This window comes from Thermodesulfobacterium hydrogeniphilum, assembly GCF_000746255.1.
In the GTDB taxonomy this organism is placed as follows: domain Bacteria; phylum Desulfobacterota; class Thermodesulfobacteria; order Thermodesulfobacteriales; family Thermodesulfobacteriaceae; genus Thermodesulfobacterium; species Thermodesulfobacterium hydrogeniphilum.
This window is the reverse complement of sequence record NZ_JQKW01000010.1, coordinates 20,039-36,831: the sequence shown is the minus strand read 5'-3', so window position 1 is coordinate 36,831 and position 16,793 is coordinate 20,039. Positions and strand designations below refer to the sequence as shown.

The following is a 16,793-nucleotide window of genomic DNA, read 5'->3' as shown; positions in this document are numbered from 1 at the left end:
TTTTTTTAAAAATTTGAGGAGAATATAAAAAAAATGGAAAGAAAAAAAACAATCGCTTATAAGGCACAAAATATTAAAGTTCTTTCTGGTTTAGAAGGTGTTAGAATTCGTCCTGCTATGTATATAGGTTCTACTGATATTTCTGGATTTCATCATCTTTTATGGGAAGTTTTGGATAATTCTGTAGATGAAGCATTAGCAGGTTATGCTACAGAAATTAAAGTTGTTCTTCATAAAGATGGATCTGCCAGCTGTGAAGACAACGGAAGAGGTATACCTGTAGATATTCATCCTGAAGAAAAAATCCCAGCTTTAGAACTGGTAATGACCAGACTTCATGCAGGAGCAAAATTTGACCATGGAGTTTACAAAGTCTCTGGAGGACTTCATGGGGTTGGGGTCTCTGTAGTAAATGCTCTCTCTGAATGGTTAATAGCAGAAGTTTATAGAGAAGGCAAAATTTATAGACAAGTGTATAAAAGGGGCTTTCCTGAAGGACCTGTTCAAATAGTGGGAAAAACTAAAAAAACAGGAACATTTGTTAGATTTAAACCTGATCCTGAAATTTTCGGAGATCTGGAATTTGATCTGGATATAGTTCAAAAAAGAATTAAAGAGTTAGCTTATCTTAATCCTAATATAAGATTTTATTTAATAGATGAAAGAATCGGATTTTCAGAAAAATATCATTATAAAGGTGGTATTGTAGAATTAATTAAACATTTAAATACTAAAAAAAATCCTGTTCATTCAAAAGTTATTTATATTTCTGGAGAAAAAGATAATGTAAAAGTAGAAGTAGCTCTACAATACAATTCAGGTTATAGCGAGATTATTTATAGTTATGTGAATAATATACATACTAAAGAGGGGGGAACCCATGTAATAGGTTTTAGAGCTGCCTTAACAAAAGCTATAAATAGATACATCTCAGAAGACAGAGTTCCTAAGCAACTAAAAATGAAAATAGAAGGTGAAGATGTAAAGGAGGGGCTTTGTGCTATTATATCCTTAAAAGTTCCTGATCCTCAGTTTGAGGGTCAAACAAAAATGAAACTCGGTAACAGCGAAGTTAAACCTATTGTAGAATCCATTGTTTATGAAGGTTTATTGAAATTTTTAGAAGAAAATCCTGGAGAAGCTAAAAAAATAATTCAAAAATTAGTTATAGCTGCTAAAGCAAGAGAAGCTTCCAGAAAAGCAAGAGAACTTATAAGAAAAAGAAGTGAAATAGAAGATTTTATAGTTGCTGGAAAGCTTGCTGATTGCTCTGATAAAGATCCTGAAAAAAGAGAGCTTTTTATAGTAGAAGGTGATTCTGCAGGAGGTTCTGCTAAGCAAGCAAGAGATAGAAAATTTCAGGCTATTTTACCTTTAAAAGGTAAAATCCTTAATGTAGAAAAGGCAAATATAGAAAAAATGCTTTCTTCTGAAGAAATCAAAAGTCTGATTGCTACTCTTGGAACAGGAATAGGTCCTGATAATTTTAACATAGACAAGTGTAAATATCATAAAATTATTATCATGACAGATGCAGACATAGATGGTGCTCATATCAGAACACTTCTTCTTACCTTTTTTTATCGCCAGATGCCAGACATAATAGAAAAAGGTTGGTTATTCATCGCTCAACCTCCTCTTTACAGAATAGTTGAAGGGAAAAAGGAAATCTATCTTAAAAATGATGAAGAGCTTGATCAATATATTATAAAAAGACTTATTCAAAACATTAAAATTTCTTTTATAAATGACAAATCTATAGAAATAAAAGATTTTAAAAATTTCTTCTTTAATCTGGCTAAATTAGATAGGTTGCTTTTAAATTTATTAAAGAAAACCTATCCTCCTCAGGTTCTTCTTATTTTGTTTAAATTGGGTTTTAACAATTTATCCATGTTTGAAGACCAAAGCAGGGTTGAAACTTTAAGTCAAGAATGTCAAAAATTGGGTTTTAAAGTATCCAAGATCAAGCCAAGTGAATATAATCCTAAATATTATGAATTTTTCGTTCTTTCTGAAAAAGAAGCTTTTGTTTCTACTCAGATAGGTCCTGAAATTATTTTAGAAAGGGATTACAGAGAGGCTTATAAAATTTTTGATAAAATTAAAGATTATTTAAATTACAAATTAAAAATAGATTATAAAGGGGAAACCAAGATCTGGGAAAATTGGATTTTTTCTCTAACTGAAATTCTTCAATACCTAAGAACTGAGGGTAGAAAAGGTCTATTTATTCAGAGATACAAGGGTTTAGGAGAAATGAATTCCAAACAATTATGGGAAACTACCATGGATCCAGAAAAAAGGGTCTTAAAACAGGTTAGTATCCAAGATGCTGAAAAAGCTGATGAGCTTTTCTCTGTTCTCATGGGTGAAAATGTAGAACCCCGTAGAGAATTTATTTATCAACATGCTTTAGAATATAAAGAACTTGATATATAAAAGGTTTTAAAGTATGGAAAAATTAAATTTAGTTTTATCCAAGGAAAAAATTTTACAGAAAATTAAGGAGTTAGCTGAAAAAATTGATAAAGATTTTAATAATGAGTCCTTAGTTTTTATCGGAACCCTTAAAGGTGCCTTTATTTTTCTTTCTGATTTATTGCGTTATATTAAAAATCCTAATATTCAAATAGATTTTGTAAGGGTTAAAAGTTATGGAATGTCTGATACTTCTTCTGAAAATGTTATACTTACCAAAGATATAGAAATACCTTTAGAAGGAAAAAATGTAATAATAGTGGAAGACATTGTAGATACAGGTTTAACTTTAAAATATCTCTATGAATATATTAAAAAATTTAATCCCAAAAATCTTAAAATATGTGCTTTAATTGATAAAAAAGAAAGAAAAAAATTTAATATTCCCATAGATTATGTAGGATTTGAAATTGAAAAGGGATTCCTTGTAGGATATGGTCTTGATTTTGCAGAAAAATATAGGCATTTACCAGAAATATACGAGGTCATAAAAGATGAATAAAAAACAGTTTATTTTAAATTATTTAAAAAATAGTCCCTGGTATTTATGGGTTTTGAGAATAGGTGGAGCTGTATTAATAGCTTCTGTTGTTATAAAATTTATGCATTTAAAATAATAAATTTCTATTAAAAATATCTCTTTATCAATTTTTTAGTTTTGCTATTCCAAAACACAATACCATACCAGATAACAAGGATTAAGACTAAAATTCCAAAAGCACCATAATAAGTTAAATAATCTGGCAAATAAACTTTTTCTCCTTTAAATAGTGTGTCTCCAAATTTTTCTATTAAAAACGAATTTAAAGCATAAGTAATAGAAAAAAACAAAAGGGTGATAAAGGCTTTAATATCTCCTTCTCCAAATTTCCATAACAAACTTGCACTACAGGAGCCTGCTAACATCATTCCTATTCCAAAAAGGATACCTCCTGCTACAGCAGTCCATCCAAAAGCAGGAAAAACATAAAGATAAGGATTTTTTATTAAACCTTGCATTTTTAAAATTCCTATTCCAGTAGTGGCTATTAAAAGTGCTATAATTACAGCCTGGGACATTTGAGTTTTTTCAGAAAAAAAAGGTTCTTTAAAAGCATTTAGCATGCACCAGCGGCTTTTTTGTAAAACAATTCCCATAACTGCTAAAATAGCTAAAATCCAGTTCTCTTTTATAAGAAAAATCAACCCTAACAAGCCTAAAAAAGCAAAAAATAGATTAAATTTAGGAAAACGAACCTGCTTGCCACCCAAGGATGGATATTTATCAAGTTCCCAAACCTGATACTGAACTCCTATATAAATCCCTATGACAAGACCTAAAAGCATTAACAAAGAACTCGCAGAGAGATTAGCAAAGGAAGTAAAAAAAGCTGTAATATTATCTCCTAAAGCCAAAGAAGCTCCCAATCCCATTAAAATTCCTGCTAAAATAGCTTTATAAAATTCTATTTTAGAGGGAATTTTTAAAGCAAATTCTTTAAAAAAACTTGCTGAAAAAAAGGCTCCTAAAATTAAAGCTAAATTATAATTAAAAGAATGAGCAAGATTTAAATGGAGACCCACTAAATTTAAAAATTCCTCTCCCCAGAGTTTAATTTCTTGGGCAGTACCCCAGGGATAAAAAAGATATTCCAAAATCACTACTAAAATCCCTATTAAAACACCCCCCAAACGAGGATCCATCTTACACCTCCTTTTTTATAAAATTTTTATAAAACTCAAAAACTTTAAGTTCTGGTTTATCTTTTAAAAGTTTTACCCAATCTTCTTTAAAACCTGTATATTTAATTTTTTGATTCTCCACCTCTATTATAAAATCTGCTAAAAGTATAGCTAAAGGATTGGTTTCTAAAATAACGAAAGTTATATCTTTTTCAAGTAAAATTCTCATCCAATTTAAAAAATTTTTTATATCCTCTAAATGTAAACCTTGAAAAGGATATTCTAAAAAAACATATTTAAAATCTTTTTCTGAATAAAGTTTTTTAACTAAGGATAATCTAACTTTTTCACCACCAGAAAGTTCACTTATTTCTTGACTGAATTTAAGATAACCAAGTCCCAAATTATTAACATGTATTAATTTTTCTTTTATTTTTAATATATTAGCAAATATAGATAAAGCTTCCTCTACAGTAAAATCCAGCAATTCAGAAATTTTAAAGCCTTTATATTCCAGATTTAATACCTCTGAATTTAATCTTTTACCTAAGCAGTCTTCACATAAAAACTCTATCTTTATACCATTACTTTCATAGGTCTTTTTTCCTTTTCCTTTACATCCAGGACAAACCCCCTCTTTAGAAGTAAAACTGAAGTGTTTAGAAGTTAAACCCTTCATGCGAGCTAAAGGTGTTTTAATAAAAATTTTTCTTAATTCATCCCATATCCCTAAATAAGTTATAATCCAGTCATTTCTTTTTTTGAAAAGCTCTGTTTCACTTATTACAACCTTTTCTTTTCTTTTTTTAAGCTCCTCAACCAAGGTATTAAAAATTAAAGCCTTTCCACTTCCTACTTTTCCATAAATTATATTAAATCCTTTTTTTAAAATACTTATATTATAGTTATCACAATTTATATCTAAAATTTCTTCCTTTTTTTGCCAAAATTTACATAAATTTTTTTTACCTTTAAAATATTTTAAAGTTAAAGAATCATCATTTTTAAAATATTCATCTTTAAAACAGGCTTTTATCAAATACCCTCCTTTTTCTCCTCCTTTAGGTCCAAGTTCTATGATATAATCTGCTTCTTTTATTAAATAAGGATCATGTTCTATTAAAATAACAGAACTTTGTTTATTTATAATCTCTTTTAAAAGTTTGATTAATTTTTCTTTTTTACCAAGATCTAATCCGAGAGAGGGTTCATCTAAAATATAAAGACAATTTCTTAAATCTGAACTGAAAATTTGAATAAGCTCTAAAAGTTTTTTCTCCCCTGTAGAAAGTTTAAATACAGGTGTAGAAAGTTTTAAATAATTTAGCTCTAAAAATATAGCTTTTTCTAATTTAGATAAAATAACTTCTGTCCATACTTTATGCTCTTTTAAAATTTCTGATTTTTTTAAAAAATTATAGAACTCTTCTACAGAACTATTTAACCAATCTTCTACAGTTTTCCCTAAGATTTTACTTTTTAAAATGACCGGATCTAATTTTAATCCACGACAAACTTTGCAAGGGATCTTTTCTTTATATCCATAGCCTTTGCAAGCCTCGCATTTTTTCCAAATGATGCAAAGATTGCTCCCACAGTTTAAACAAACAGGTCTAAGATTAAAAACATGTTCTTCTCCTGATTTGAGTTTTAACACCACTCTGCCTTTATTTAAAGCTAAACTGAGTCTCAAATTTTCTATAAATCTATCAGTTTCTTTGTCTTCTTTGATCATCCTATCCAACACAAGAAAAATTTTATTAAAAAATAAGGGTAAGTTTTCTTCAGATAAATCTACTTCTTTATTATCTATCAAATATTTAGTATATCCTTGGGAAATAAGATATTCTAAAGCTTTGGGAGACTTTTCAGGCAAGGGCAAAAGGAAATAAAATCTGGTGCCATTTTTTAATTCTTGAAACCATTTTATTACTTCATTTATAGAAGAAACTCTGTTATAGCTATTACATTTAGGGCAATAATATTCTCCTTTCTCCATAAACAGGGTTTCTAAAAATCTGGAAATTAAAAAAAAATCTCCTGCTGTTTTATAAGGGAACCAATTTTTTAATCCTTGAGTCAAAGATATTACAGGTGGTATAGAAGTTAAAAATTTTGCCTGATATGAAGAAGTTATTAAAAATTCTTTAGAATAATTCAAAGCCTGTAAAAACCGATTTTTCCCTTCTTCTGCAATAGTATTTATAGCTAAGGAACTTTTTCCAGAACCCGAAGGGCCTGTAATAATGACAAGAGTGTTTAAAGGAATTTTTAAATTAAAACCTTTTAAGTTATGAGTTAAAATATCATTTATTTCTAAATACTGCAAGGCTATCTGGAGTTAGCTCTAAGTTTTTTTAGCCAGTTCATGAATTCCTCATAACTCAAAGTGTTTAAAATATCTTTCTTTTCGCACCAGGCTCTACGTGCTACTGCTGTTCCTAAGTGTATATATTCCATTTGATCTATGAAATGGGCATCTGTTCCTATTATTAAAGGAATACCCTTTTCTTTAGCTGCTCTGGCATTTACATCATTAAGATCAAGCCTTTTATAATAGGCATTTATTTCTAAAGCCTTCCCGTATTGTGCTGCTACTTCCAAAATTTTAGAGAGATTAACAGCATAAGGGTCCCTTTCTCCTATTACTCTACCTGTTGGATGAGCTACGGCATGCACTAAGGGATGTTTTAAAGCTGATATAATTCTATTAGTAATTTGCTCTTCACTTTGCTGAAAGCCTGTATGAATAGCTGCTATGACAAAATCTATTTCCTTTAAAACCTCATCTGGATAATCTAAGGTTCCATCAGAAAGAATATCTACTTCTGCTCCGAAAATGAGCTTTACTTTGGAAGAGCGTTTATTAAGTTCTTCTATCCGTCTTTTCTTTTTAAAAAGGTCTTCTACAGGAACTCCACCTGCTACTTTTAAACTCTGGGAATGATCACAAACCGCTACCCAAGAAAGACCTAATTTTTCTGCTTTTTCCATAATCTCCTCTAAACTTGCAGTTCCATCACTATATTTAGAATGAACATGTCCATCTCCTATAATCTCATTATATTCTACCAATTTAGGCAATTTTCCTTGTAAAGCTGCTTCTATTTCTCCTCTATCTTCTCTCAATTCTGGTGGAATAAAAGGAAGACCTATAGAGGCATAAACCTCTTTTTCTGTTTTTCCAGCTATTTTAGTTTCTCCTTTAAAAACTCCATATTCATTAATTTTTAAACCTTTTTCTAAAGCGAGTTCTCTAACTCTAATATTATGAGCCTTTGATCCTGTGAAATAAGCTAAAGCTGCTCCCCAAGAGTCAGGCTCTACTACTCTTATATCCATTTGGATAGTAGACTGTCCTGCTTTTACTCTTACACTAGTTTTGGTTTCTCCAAAGGCAATAATTTCTTCTACTAAAGGCAATTCAACAACTTTTTTCATTACTTTTTCAGGCTCAGTAGAAGTAATAAGCACATCTATATCTTTTACTGTTTCTCTACGTCTTCTAATACTTCCTGCAATGGATATATTTTCTACAGGGCTTTCCTTTTTTAAAATCTCTGTAATTTTTTCTGCCAAAGGTAGAATTTCTCCTAAGGGCCTTCTTCCTATTTTTTCCCTAAAAAGTTTTATCCCTTTAAGAATATTTTCTTCTGTTTTCCATCCAAACCCCGGGAGTTTTGCAATTTTATGCTCTTTACATGCTTTTTCTAACTCTTCTATAGAGGTAATGCCAAATTTTTCATAAATAGCTTTTACTTTTTTAGGACCTAAACCAGGAATTTCTAAAAAAGTAAGCAAAACAGGAGGAATTTCTTTTTTTAATTCTTCATAAAGAGATAAAGTTCCTGTTCTTAAAATTTCTTTTATCTTACTTGCTAAATCAGGACCTATACCAGGAAGCCTTTCCAACTTTCCCTGTTTAGCCAGTTCTTCTACATCAGTAGTGAGAGCTTCTATTACTTGAGCTGCTCTTTGATAAGCCCTTATTCTATAAGGATTATCTCCTTTTATTTCTAAAAGCGCTGCTACTTTATTAAAAATTTCAGCTACTTCTTTATTTTTCATAATATTTTATTTTTCAAAATTTACTAAAAAATAAAGAATTACTTTTTGTTATTTTTGATTATCTTTCTTTTAATTTAAAATTTTAAGCCTTATTTTTATTTTTTAAAGTTCTATTAATTTTAATTATTTGACTTTTTGAAATTTTTATGTTAATTTCTTTGAAAGTTTTTCATAAAGTTTTAATTTTTGAAAATTTAAAGGAGGTGAAAGTGAAAGTTAAATATATATATATATTTCTTTTCTTTTTTTTCTTTCTTTTTTCTCATATTCCTTCAGTTCAAGCTTTGCAAAACATTTCAGATTTAGAAGAAATAAATGCGCTTTCTGCAGTAGCTATAGATGGGAACACAGGAAAAATTCTTTTTGCTAAAAATCCTCATTTAAAAATTCCTCCAGCAAGTACAACGAAGCTTGTTACTGCTATGGTAGTTTTGGATCATCTACCACTTGATAAAAAGGTCAAAATTTCTAAAAATGCTGCCAATACTCCCAGTGGATCTCCCAGACTTTATAAAGGAGAAGTTTATACTGTAAAAGATCTTCTTTATCTTATGCTTATGAAATCTTCTAATCAGGCTGCTGTTGCTTTAGCAGAAGCAGTAGCAGGATCTGAAGATAATTTTACAGTTTTGATGAATCAAAAAATTAGAAGTTTAGGATTTAAAGAATCCCATTTTTCCTCTGCTTCTGGTCTTCCTGCTCCTGATCAGTATACTACCTCTTATGAATTAGCACTTATTTTGTATGAAGCTCTCAAATATCCTCTTATTAAGGAAATTATCAACACCCCTGTAAAAGTTATCACTTCTAAACGGGGACGTACTTTAGTAATCAAAAATACCAATCATCTTTTAGAAGATCCTAAATTGAAAAATGAAATAATAGGAGGAAAAACTGGTTTTACCAGAGCTTCTAAGCATTGCTTAGTGAATGCAGCAAGAATAAAAAATAGATTAATTATCACTTCTATTTTAGGAGCACCAAAAAGAGATTTTTTATGGAAAAATACAAAAAAATTGATTAATTTTTCTGAACTTGTATTAGCAGGGAAAACAACTCCTGTTTTTATTAATACAGTAGTAAATACTGAAATCTTAGCAAGTAAAAATATAAAAGAATTTGCTTTTCCAAAAAGACGTTACTATAGACATAAATATAGAAGACACCGTCATTATAGGCATCGTTATTATAGACATAGAAGGCATTATTCAAAACATAGAAGATATTATTATAAAAGGCATCGTCATTATTACAAAAAAAGACGCTATTATTCAAAGTATAAAAAATATAAACACAAAAAGCGTCATTATAAAAGACGTTATTATAAACATAAAAGGCATTATTCAAAACATAGAAGACATTATTACAAAAGATATAGAAGACATTATTATAAAAAGCGTTATTCAAAACATAGACATAAAACTTACAAAAAAAAATCTAAAACTCTTCCTTTAGCCAAAAAGTATATTAAAAAAGAATCTTCTTAATCTAAATGAATACAGAAGGAGAAATAGCTATGCATATTGCAGTAATAGGTACAGGTTATGTAGGTTTGGTATCTGGTGCAGGATTAGCAGATTTTGGAATGAAGGTTGTATGTGTAGATATAGATAAAAATAAAATTGAGAAACTTAAAAAAGGAATTGTTCCTTTTTATGAACCTGGTTTAGAAGAACTTGTCAAAAAAAATATTAAAGCAGGAAGACTTTTTTTTACCAATAAATTAGAAGAAGCTGTAAAAAATTCCTTAGTAATATTTATTTGTGTAGGAACCCCACCTAATCCTGATGGTTCTGCAGATCTTTCTCAGATTAAAGAGGTAGCTTTGTCTTTAGCAGAAGTGATAGATGATTATAAAGTAATTGTTACCAAAAGCACTGTTCCTGTAGGAACTAATCGTTGGATTAAAAGCCTTATAGACGCTAATAAAAAATCTGATGTATCTATAGATATCATCTCAAATCCAGAATTTTTAAGAGAAGGATCTGCTGTAGAGGACTTCATGCATCCTGATAGAGTTATTATAGGAGGAGAAAGTGCCTATGCTATAGCTATTATTAAGGATATTTATCGCCCTCTTTATTTAGCAGAAACTCCATTTATTATAACTAACTTAGAAACTGCAGAATTAATTAAATATGCTTCTAATGCCTTCTTAGCTACCAAAATAACTTTTATTAATGAGATAGCCAATTTCTGTGAAAAGGTAGGTGCTGATGCTACTGTAGTAGCAAAAGGAATGGGCTTGGATCCAAGAATAGGATCTAAATTTTTAAATCCTGGTCCTGGTTTTGGTGGTTCCTGCTTTCCAAAAGATGTAAAAGCTCTTATTCATCAGGGAAGAATGGTAAGCTCTCCTTTTAAAATCTTAGAAGCTGTTATAGAGGTTAATGAAAAGCAAAAATTAAAGGTTGTGAAAAAATTAGAGAACTTTCTTGGAGATTTATCAGGAAAAACTATTGGTATATTGGGGCTATCCTTTAAACCAAATACCAGTGATGTTAGAGAAAGCCCTGCCTTGGTAATTATACCTGTTCTTATCAAGAAAAAAGCCAAAATTAAAGTTTATGATCCTGTTGCTATGGAAGAATTTAAAAAAGCTGCTGGTAATCTAAAAATTGAATATGCTTCTACTGCTATGGACTGTGCTAAAGAAGCTGATGCCTTGGTTATTCTAACAGAATGGAATGAATTCCGTTTCCTTGATCTTTCTCAGATTAAAAAAGTTATGAAAAATCCTGTTTTAATAGATATGAGAAATATTTATGAACCGTCTATTGTTAAAAAACTTGGATTTAGCTATTCGGGAATTGGCAGAATTTAAAACTCTTGTAAAAAGGGATTATTAATTTTTTCTTCACCTATAGTAGAAACAGGTTTTGAGCCATAATCATGTCCGGGAAAAATTTTGGTATTATCTGGTAAAACTAAAAGTTTATTCTGGATAGACTCTATCATTTGAAAATAATTTCCCCCTGGTAAATCTGCTCTTCCAACTGCTTCTACAAATAGAGTATCTCCTGTGAAAAGAGTTTTATGTTCTTCATTATAAAAACAAGAAGATCCCGGAGAATGTCCAGGAGTGTGAATAACCTTTAAATATTCCTTGCCAAATTTAATAATGTCTCCATCTTCAAAAACTTCATCAGCTTTTGGATTGGGTGGAAAACCCCAGTTTCTAAAAGGTGCAAAGTTTTGTGGATCCTGGAAAAATTCCTCATCAATTCTATGCACTAAATAAGGAGCTTTTAGTTCTTTTCTTAAATAATCTACTCCTAACACATGATCAGCATGAGCATGAGTTCCTAAAATAGCTGTTATTTTAAGATCCAATTCTTTTACCTTTTTGACAATTCTTAGATCAGCCTCACCTGGATCAATAATCACCCCTTCCTTAGTTTCAGGACAATAAACTATATAACAACAAACCTCTAAAGGCCCTACCACCAGTCTTTCAATTTTCATAACTACTTACCTCTTTTATAATTTTTTCTATTATTTTTTCTGCAGGTTCTTTGCTTGTATCTATTTTTATATGAGAAAAATTTTTGTAAAGAGGCTCTCTTTCTTTTAGAATTGTTTTGATCTCTTCTTCTAAGGATTTTTCAGTTAAAGCTGGTCTTTGGAACTCTGTTTTTTTATCTTCTTTAATCCTTTTTAAAATGGTTTCAAAAGGTGCATACAACCAGATTATTATTCCTTTTTCTTTTAATCGCTTCATCTCCTCTTCATGTAAAACTGCTCCTCCTCCCAAAGCTACAACTGTGTTTTTAATATTTACGAGACTTTGCATTTCTTTTTTTTCTAAATCCCTAAAAAATTGCCAACCAAATTCTTCTACCATCTTTTTTATAGTTTTTCCAATTTTTTTTTGAATTTCTATATCTAAATCCAGAAACTCCCAATTTAAAGCTTCTGCAAGTTTTTTTCCGATAGTAGTCTTACCAGAGCATCTAAAACCAATAAGTATTATTTTATTCATAAAGTCTCTCTATGTAATTCCAAAAGTCTGGAAATGATTTAACTACACATTCAGGATTTTCTATCTTTAAATTTCCTATTTTTAAACCTAAAATAGCAAAAGACATTGCAATGCGATGATCATCATAGGTATTAATAAAAGCTGAGTTGAAATTTTGAGTCCCTTCAATTATAGCTCCATCTGGCAATTCTTCTGCCTTTACACCAAGTTTTCTTAGTTCTGTGACCATAGCTTTAATACGATCTGTCTCTTTATAACGCAGATGAGGAGCACCTTTGAGAATCGTTTTTCCTTCTGCAACTGCTCCCAAAACACACATGGTCGGAAAAAGGTCTGGAGTATCTCCAAGATCTATCTCTGCTCCTTTGGGTATCCCTTCAAATTTTACTTTTACTCCTACGGGGCTTAACACTTCTATTTCTGCCTCCATTTTTTTTATATACTCTAAAAATTTTACATCTCCTTGTTTGGAATTAGCATTATAATTTTCTACAATTATTTCTCCTTTTCCAAGTATTAAGGGAAGAGCTAAAAAATAAGATGCACTGGAGGCATCAGCTTCTATTTCATAATTAGTAGCATTATACGATCCTGCCGGGACTTTAAAATGTTTTAGATCTTTATCTGTAACAACTTCTATACCAAAGGCTTTCATTACATTTAATGTCATATTCACATAACTTTTGGAAATGAGCTCTTTTTCTATTTTCAACTCTAAACCCTCAGGTAAATAAGGTGCTATAAGAATTAAAGCTGAAACAAATTGACTGCTTATATTTCCTAAAATATTTAATTTCTTTGAAATAAGTCCTGATTCTTTTACTTTTACAGGAAAATATCCTTCTTTTTCTAAACACTCTATTTGTGCTGATAATTCTCTTAAAGCCTGAATTAAAGGAGCTACTGGTCTTTCATGTAGTCTTGATTTTCCATAAATTTCTATATAAGAACCCTTTCCCAGGGTAGAAAAGGCTAAAAAAAAACGAGAACCTGTGCCATTATTTCCTAAATAAATCTTTTTTTCTTGCAATAAAGGTGGAAAAATCCCTTTTATAATCCATTTTTCATTTTTTTCTTTAATTTCTACACCTGTTTCTTGAAGAGCCTGCTTTAAAAGAAGAGTATCTTCACTTATTAAAGGATTTATAACTTCTGAAGTTCCATCTGCAAGAGAAGCACAAATTAAGGCCCTTTGGGTCAAACTTTTAGAACTTGGTAGTTTAAAAATTGCTTTTTTGAAAAATTTTAGAGCCTTAATTTCTTTATAATTCATTTCATCTCCTTTTTAATCTCCTTTTCCATCTTTTTGACTTCTTTATATATAGCTTCCTCCATAAGTTTTACAGGTGGTTCAATACCTGTCCATAGTCTAAATTGTTCAACTCCTTGATAAAGAAGCATCTGTAATCCATCTATAACTTTGGCATACTTTTCTGCTAAACTTAAAAATTTGGTTTTTAAAGGTATATATACTATATCCATAGCTATTTTAAATCTTGAAAGAACCTCCTCTTCTACAGGACTTTTCCAGCTTTTTAAACCTACAGAGGTTGTCTGAATTATAATATCTCCAGAGGCATTTTTTAATTCGTTCCAAGGTTTAGCCATAATTCCAAAATTTTTCTCTAAGGTTTTTGCTTTTTCAAAAGTCCTATTATAAACCTCTATTTCCTTAGCCCCTCCTGCTTTTATTGCATAAACCACTGCTTTGGAAGCACCTCCAGCTCCAATAATAACAACCTTTTTATCTTTTATTTCTACTTCATTTTTTGTAAAAGCTTTTAAAACCCCTATCCAATCTGTATTATATCCTTTTAAGTATCCATTTTCATTTACAATAGTATTTACAGCTCCTATTTCTAAAGCTACTCTATCTATCTCATCTAAGAACTTCATAATACTTTCTTTATGAGGTATGGTAATGGAAAGTCCTTTTATATTTAATGCCCTTATACCTTCTACAGCTTTTTTCAAATTTTCTTCTTTCACCAAAAAAGCTCCATAAACTGCTTTTATTCCAAGCTCTTTAAAAGCAACATTATGCATAATAGGAGATAAAGAATGACTCACAGGATTTCCTATAATCCCATAAACATCATACATTTTTAAACTTCTCCTAAGAGTTTAAGAAATTTTTTAAAAAGAAATAAGTATTTTTAGCAGTAACAATATCAAGCTGTCCAGGAGCTACTGCTTCTTCCTTTGTTAAAACCACATAAGTAAAAGGAGAACCCGCTAATAAACATAAAATTCTGCTAAGTTTTCCCTGTGTCTCCATTCCAAAGCTTATTAATTCTATACCAAATTCCTTAGCTCTGGAAACAAGGTTTAACAATCTTAAAGAATCCTGAAAAACTTGGCATATACATACAATTTTAGCTCTTTTAACACCTTTTTTATACATCTCTTTAAGAAGATTATTTAAATATTTATCAGAAGGAGTTTTGTGAAAATTGTGATAAGAAACCAAAATTTTGTTGTAATAATAAGGAGTTATATTCAATTTTTTATAATATTTCTTCAATAATTGCCATTCTATATCTACTAAATGGAATTTTTCTTCTAAAGCCCATAAAATCCATTCTAATTGTGTCTTTTCTGAAACTCTTTTAGCTCCTCCTTCTTTTTTACTACGAAAAGTAAAAAGAAATTTATAAGGTAGTTTTAAAATTTCTCTAACTTTTGAAAATTCTGGCTTTTCTAAATAATCTATTCTTAATTCAAAAAAATCTGTATACTGAGAGCCTTTTTTTATCTTCTCAAAGATTTTATCATAATTTTTTTCTGCCACAGTTAGGCAAAACATCAAAGCTGGATTTTAGAAAGATAATCATAAATCATTTTATCATATTCACTGGTAAGCTTAAAAACCTTTTTAGCTAATTCAAATCTGGTTTGTAAAGTAGTATTCCCATATTGTTTGATTTCTTCAAGAACCTTAGAATAATCTGATGGATCTACTACTACTGTAACATATTTAAAATTTTTAGCAGAAGCCCTGATTAAAGTAGGACCTCCTATATCAATATTTTCTATAGCAGTATCAAGATCAGCTCCTTTTTCTACCACTTTGGCAAAGGCATAAAGATTAACAACTATTAAATCTATAGGCTTTATCTCATGCTTTTTGATAGTTTCTACATGATCTTCTTTATCTCTCTTAAAAAGGATACCACCATGAATTTTAGGATGAAGAGTTTTTACTCTTCCTTCTAAAATTTCTGGAAATCCTGTCAATTCTGAAACATCAATTACTTTTACTCCCCCTTCTCTTAAAACTCTTGCTGTTCCACCTGTAGAAACAATTTCAATTCCTAAATTCTGAAGTTCTTTAGCAAATTCAACGATTCCAGTTTTATCAGTAACACTTATCAAAGCCCTTCCAATTTTGCTCATGTTTCCCTCCTTTTTTTAAGCTATTCCTATTTCTTCATCTGTTAAATAACAGGCAGGATCAGGAGCCCAAACGTCTCCTGTTACAGCTTCGGCTCTAACTCTGAAATTACCTGCACAAACTTCTAAAAATCTGCACTTAGCACATCTACCTTTCACATGCTTTTTCTTTTCTTTAAGTTTAGCCATTAATGGATCAGAAGTGTCCATCCAAATTTCACTAAAAGGCCTTTCTCTTACATTTCCAAAGGAATAATGACGCCAGAATTGATCAGCATGAACATCTCCATTCCAAGAAACACAGCCTATTCCAACTCCACTATTATTTCCTCCATTCATCTTAAGAAGCTCATAGACCTCTTCTGCTCTGGGATTGCCTTCTCTTTTCATTCTTAAATAAAGATACGGTCCATCAGCGTGATTGTCCACAGTAAGAACTTCCACTTTTAAACCTTTATCATGTATTTCTTTTGTTCTATCTATAATATAATCTACCCAATAACGAGTTTCTTCATGGGACAGATCCATTTCTACCAATTTAGTTCCTCTTCCTGCATAAACTAAATGATAAAAACATATACGAGGGATTTCCATCTCCTCAACAAGATCAAAAATTTTGGGAATTTCCTGAGCATTAAGCTTGTTTATAGTAAACCTAAGTCCTACTTTTAAACTTTCTTTTTTACAAGCCTCTATAGCAGAGATAACTTTATCAAAAGCACCTTTTACCCCTCTAAACCTATCATGAACCTCTCTTCCCCCATCAAGACTTATTCCCACATAAGAAAGCCCCAATTTTTTTAATTCCTTAGCTAAATTTTCGTCTATAAGGACACCATTAGTAGAAAGAACTGCTCTCATACCAAGAGAGGTAGCTTTTTTAATAAGATCTAAAATATCGGGTCTAACCAAAGGTTCTCCACCAGAAAAAAGAACCACAGGACAACCAAATTGAGCTAAATCTTCCAAAAGTCTAAAACCCTCTTCTGTAGTGAGTTCATCAGGAGCTGGATTGGGATCTGCTTTTGCATAACAGTGAATACATCTTAAATTGCAAGCTTTGGTAACATTCCATACCACTACAGGCTTTTTATCTGCAGAAAACTGCAAAAGATGAGATGGAAGATTTTTAGATTTTCTCCCATATCTCAAGGGATCCGAAGCTTCTATAGTTCCACAATATAACTTAGAAATTCCTATCATTTAA

At 30.5% G+C, this 16,793-nt stretch carries 15 protein-coding genes; 5 read left to right on the top strand and 10 right to left on the bottom strand.

The genetic code is table 11. The features are described 5' to 3' along the window. Positions 1–33 precede the first annotated feature (33 nt). The 3 genes from gyrB to CC87_RS09325 are packed head-to-tail and all read left to right on the top strand — an operon-like array spanning position 34 to position 3,098. On the top strand, positions 34–2,442 hold the full coding sequence (gene gyrB, locus CC87_RS05825; RefSeq protein WP_038057150.1) for a DNA topoisomerase (ATP-hydrolyzing) subunit B: 2,409 nt from the start codon (positions 34–36) through the stop codon (positions 2,440–2,442). Between the two features lie 13 nt (positions 2,443–2,455). Next, a complete protein-coding gene (gene hpt / locus CC87_RS05820; RefSeq protein WP_038057148.1) occupies positions 2,456–2,983 on the top strand; it encodes a hypoxanthine phosphoribosyltransferase in 528 nt (175 codons plus the stop codon). Further along, a complete protein-coding gene (locus CC87_RS09325) occupies positions 2,976–3,098 on the top strand; it encodes a hypothetical protein (RefSeq protein ID WP_281170017.1) in 123 nt (40 codons plus the stop codon). The genes hpt and CC87_RS09325 overlap by 8 nt, the downstream gene beginning before the upstream one ends. Before the next feature lie 10 nt (positions 3,099–3,108). Here the strand turns inward: CC87_RS09325 and CC87_RS05815 are convergent, their stop codons facing one another. The 3 genes from CC87_RS05815 to polX are packed head-to-tail and all read right to left on the bottom strand — an operon-like array spanning position 3,109 to position 8,211. Continuing rightward, positions 3,109–4,164, bottom strand: coding sequence for a YeeE/YedE thiosulfate transporter family protein (locus tag CC87_RS05815; protein WP_038057146.1), 1,056 nt, complete (start codon positions 4,162–4,164; stop codon positions 3,109–3,111). Between the two features lies 1 nt (position 4,165). After that, positions 4,166–6,472 carry an AAA family ATPase gene (locus CC87_RS05810; RefSeq protein ID WP_038057143.1) on the bottom strand — a complete coding sequence of 769 codons (2,307 nt, stop codon included), beginning with the start codon at positions 6,470–6,472 and terminating at the stop codon, positions 4,166–4,168. A 2-nt stretch (positions 6,473–6,474) separates the two neighbouring features. After that, entirely contained in the window at positions 6,475–8,211 is a 1,737-nt protein-coding gene (gene polX, locus CC87_RS05805; RefSeq protein WP_038057141.1) for a DNA polymerase/3'-5' exonuclease PolX, read from the bottom strand. Positions 8,212–8,420: 209 nt separating this feature from the next. Between polX and CC87_RS05800 the strand changes: the two genes are divergently transcribed. Both CC87_RS05800 and CC87_RS05795 read left to right on the top strand, forming a co-directional pair. Continuing rightward, positions 8,421–9,698, top strand: a complete 1,278-nt coding sequence (locus tag CC87_RS05800) for a D-alanyl-D-alanine carboxypeptidase family protein (RefSeq protein WP_038057139.1) — start codon at positions 8,421–8,423, stop codon at positions 9,696–9,698. Between the two features lie 29 nt (positions 9,699–9,727). Beyond that, a complete protein-coding gene (locus tag CC87_RS05795; protein ID WP_038057293.1) occupies positions 9,728–11,035 on the top strand; it encodes a nucleotide sugar dehydrogenase in 1,308 nt (435 codons plus the stop codon). Here the strand turns inward: CC87_RS05795 and CC87_RS05790 are convergent. From CC87_RS05790 to ahbC, 7 genes are read right to left on the bottom strand one after another with little or no spacing between them, the layout of a single operon-like run. Next, positions 11,032–11,676, bottom strand: a complete 645-nt coding sequence (locus CC87_RS05790) for an MBL fold metallo-hydrolase (RefSeq protein WP_038057137.1) — start codon at positions 11,674–11,676, stop codon at positions 11,032–11,034. The two genes, CC87_RS05795 and CC87_RS05790, sit on opposite strands and share 4 nt — an antisense overlap. Beyond that, positions 11,666–12,193 (bottom strand): shikimate kinase AroL, encoded by a 528-nt coding sequence (gene aroL, locus CC87_RS05785; RefSeq protein ID WP_038057135.1) that lies wholly within the window; start codon positions 12,191–12,193, stop codon positions 11,666–11,668. The genes CC87_RS05790 and aroL overlap by 11 nt, the downstream gene beginning before the upstream one ends. Beyond that, positions 12,186–13,466, bottom strand: a complete 1,281-nt coding sequence (gene aroA / locus CC87_RS05780; RefSeq protein WP_038057132.1) for a 3-phosphoshikimate 1-carboxyvinyltransferase — start codon at positions 13,464–13,466, stop codon at positions 12,186–12,188. Before aroA ends, aroL begins: the two co-directional genes overlap by 8 nt. Continuing rightward, positions 13,463–14,296 carry a shikimate dehydrogenase gene (locus CC87_RS05775; protein ID WP_038057130.1) on the bottom strand — a complete coding sequence of 278 codons (834 nt, stop codon included), beginning with the start codon at positions 14,294–14,296 and terminating at the stop codon, positions 13,463–13,465. The genes aroA and CC87_RS05775 overlap by 4 nt, the downstream gene beginning before the upstream one ends. Before the next feature lie 13 nt (positions 14,297–14,309). Next, on the bottom strand, positions 14,310–14,984 hold the full coding sequence (locus tag CC87_RS05770) for a type I 3-dehydroquinate dehydratase (RefSeq protein WP_169740270.1): 675 nt from the start codon (positions 14,982–14,984) through the stop codon (positions 14,310–14,312). Positions 14,985–14,998: 14 nt separating this feature from the next. Then, positions 14,999–15,589 (bottom strand): IMP cyclohydrolase, encoded by a 591-nt coding sequence (locus tag CC87_RS05765; RefSeq protein WP_038057127.1) that lies wholly within the window; start codon positions 15,587–15,589, stop codon positions 14,999–15,001. Positions 15,590–15,604: 15 nt separating this feature from the next. Beyond that, complete coding sequence (gene ahbC / locus CC87_RS05760; protein ID WP_038057125.1) at positions 15,605–16,789, bottom strand: 12,18-didecarboxysiroheme deacetylase; 1,185 nt, start codon at positions 16,787–16,789, stop codon at positions 15,605–15,607. Positions 16,790–16,793: the final 4 nt, after the last annotated feature.

Bases quoted from the DNA above. Each gene is read 5' to 3' on its own strand.
- gyrB (WP_038057150.1), top strand. From the start codon at position 34: ATGGAAAGAAAAAAAACAATCGCTTATAAGGCACAAAATATTAAAGTT.
- hpt (WP_038057148.1), top strand. From the start codon at position 2,456: ATGGAAAAATTAAATTTAGTTTTATCCAAGGAAAAAATTTTACAGAAA.
- CC87_RS09325 (WP_281170017.1), top strand. From the start codon at position 2,976: ATGAATAAAAAACAGTTTATTTTAAATTATTTAAAAAATAGTCCCTGG.
- CC87_RS05815 (WP_038057146.1), bottom strand. From the start codon at position 4,164: ATGGATCCTCGTTTGGGGGGTGTTTTAATAGGGATTTTAGTAGTGATT.
- polX (WP_038057141.1), bottom strand. From the start codon at position 8,211: ATGAAAAATAAAGAAGTAGCTGAAATTTTTAATAAAGTAGCAGCGCTT.
- CC87_RS05795 (WP_038057293.1), top strand. From the start codon at position 9,728: ATGCATATTGCAGTAATAGGTACAGGTTATGTAGGTTTGGTATCTGGT.
- CC87_RS05790 (WP_038057137.1), bottom strand. From the start codon at position 11,676: ATGAAAATTGAAAGACTGGTGGTAGGGCCTTTAGAGGTTTGTTGTTAT.
- aroL (WP_038057135.1), bottom strand. From the start codon at position 12,193: ATGAATAAAATAATACTTATTGGTTTTAGATGCTCTGGTAAGACTACT.
- aroA (WP_038057132.1), bottom strand. From the start codon at position 13,466: ATGAATTATAAAGAAATTAAGGCTCTAAAATTTTTCAAAAAAGCAATT.
- CC87_RS05775 (WP_038057130.1), bottom strand. From the start codon at position 14,296: ATGTATGATGTTTATGGGATTATAGGAAATCCTGTGAGTCATTCTTTA.
- CC87_RS05765 (WP_038057127.1), bottom strand. From the start codon at position 15,589: ATGAGCAAAATTGGAAGGGCTTTGATAAGTGTTACTGATAAAACTGGA.
- ahbC (WP_038057125.1), bottom strand. From the start codon at position 16,789: ATGATAGGAATTTCTAAGTTATATTGTGGAACTATAGAAGCTTCGGAT.